General features: G+C 67.6%; 1 protein-coding gene. It reads left to right on the plus strand.

What is annotated here, in order from left to right; genetic code table 11:
- The coding region (locus AC1DU6_RS30025) for a HAMP domain-containing protein (RefSeq protein WP_477861690.1) at positions 1–1740 on the plus strand (1740 nt) is incomplete at both ends.

Genomic DNA, 1740 nt, shown 5'->3' on the forward strand with positions numbered 1-1740 from the left:
CTGGAAGGACCTGACCGACAACGTCAACTCGATGGCGTCCAACCTGACGGGCCAGGTGCGCAACATCGCCGACGTGACCATTGCGGTGGCCAACGGCGACCTGTCCAAGAAGATCACCGTGGACGTGCGCGGCGAGATTCTGCAGCTCAAGGAAACCATCAACACGATGGTGGAACAGCTGCGCTCCTTCGCGTCGGAAGTGACGCGGGTGGCCCGCGAAGTGGGCACCGAAGGGCGTCTCGGCGTGCAGGCCGTCGTGCCCGGCGTGGCCGGCACCTGGAAGGACCTGACCGACTCGGTCAACACCATGGGCGCCAACCTGACGGCTCAGGTGCGCAACATCGCCGAGGTGACGACGGCCGTGGCGCGCGGCGACCTGAACCGCAAGATCACGGTGGACGTCAGCGGCGAAATCCTGGAGCTGAAGAACACCATCAACACCATGGTCGACCAGCTCAACGCCTTTGCCGGCGAGGTCACGCGCGTGGCCCGCGAGGTGGGTACCGAGGGCAAGCTCGGCGGCCAGGCCAAGGTGGCCGGCGTGGGCGGCACCTGGAAGGACCTGACCGACAACGTGAACTTCATGGCCTCCAACCTGACCGAGCAGGTGCGCGGCATCGTCAAGGTCGTCACGGCCGTGGCCAACGGCAACCTGACCCAGCGCCTGACCGTGCAGGCCAAGGGCGAGGTGGCGGCCCTGGCCGACACCATCAACAACATGACCGACACGCTGGCCACCTTCGCCGAGCAGGTGACCAATGTGGCCCGCGAGGTGGGCGTGGACGGGCGGCTCGGCGGCCAGGCCCATGTGCCGGGCGCCTCGGGCACCTGGAAGGACCTGACCGGCAACGTCAACCTGCTGGCCGCCAACCTGACGACCCAGGTGCGCGCCATCGCCGAGGTCGCCACGGCCGTGACCAAGGGCGACCTGACGCGCGCCATCCAGGTCGAGGCCAAGGGCGAGGTGTCCGAGCTCAAGGACAACATCAACACGATGATCTCCAACTTGCGCGAGACCACCGAGCGCAACCGCGAGCAGGACTGGCTGAAGACCAACCTGGCCAAGTTCACCGGCATGCTGCAGGGCCAGCGCGAGCTGCAGACCGTCAGCCAGATGCTGCTGACCGAGCTGGCACCGCTGGTGCAGGCGCACCAGGGCACCATCTATCACGTGGCCGGCGCCGAGGCCGACAACCGCCAGCAGCTGCGCCTGCTGGCGAGCTACGCCCAATCCGGCGCCGTGCGGCTGGCGCCCACCATCGAGATGGGCGAAGGCCTGGTCGGCCAGTGCGCGCTGGAGAAGCGCAGCACCCTGCTGGCCGACATCGCTTCGGACTTCGTCGCTATCTCGTCCAGCCTCGGCTACGCGCCGCGCGTCAGCGTCATCGTGCTGCCGGTGCTGTTCGAGGGCCAGACCAAGGCCGTCATCGAGCTGGCCACGCTGCAGCCCTTCAGCAGCGCTTCGCTGGCCTTCCTGGAACTGCTGACGCAGAGCATCGGCGCGGTGTTCAACACCATCGAGGCGACGATGCGCACCGAGTCGCTGCTGTCGCAGTCGCAGCAGCTGACGGTGGAGCTGCAGTCGCGCCAGAGCGAGCTGCAGGAGACCAATGAGCAGCTCGGCACCAAGGCCCGCCTGCTGGCCGAGCAGAACGAGGAAGTGGAGCGCAAGAACGCCGAGGTCGAGCAGGCCCGCCACGCGCTGGAAGACAAGGCGGCCGAGCTGGCGCTGACGTCCAA

The sequence above is a fragment of the Roseateles sp. P5_B10 genome, from assembly GCF_056400485.1.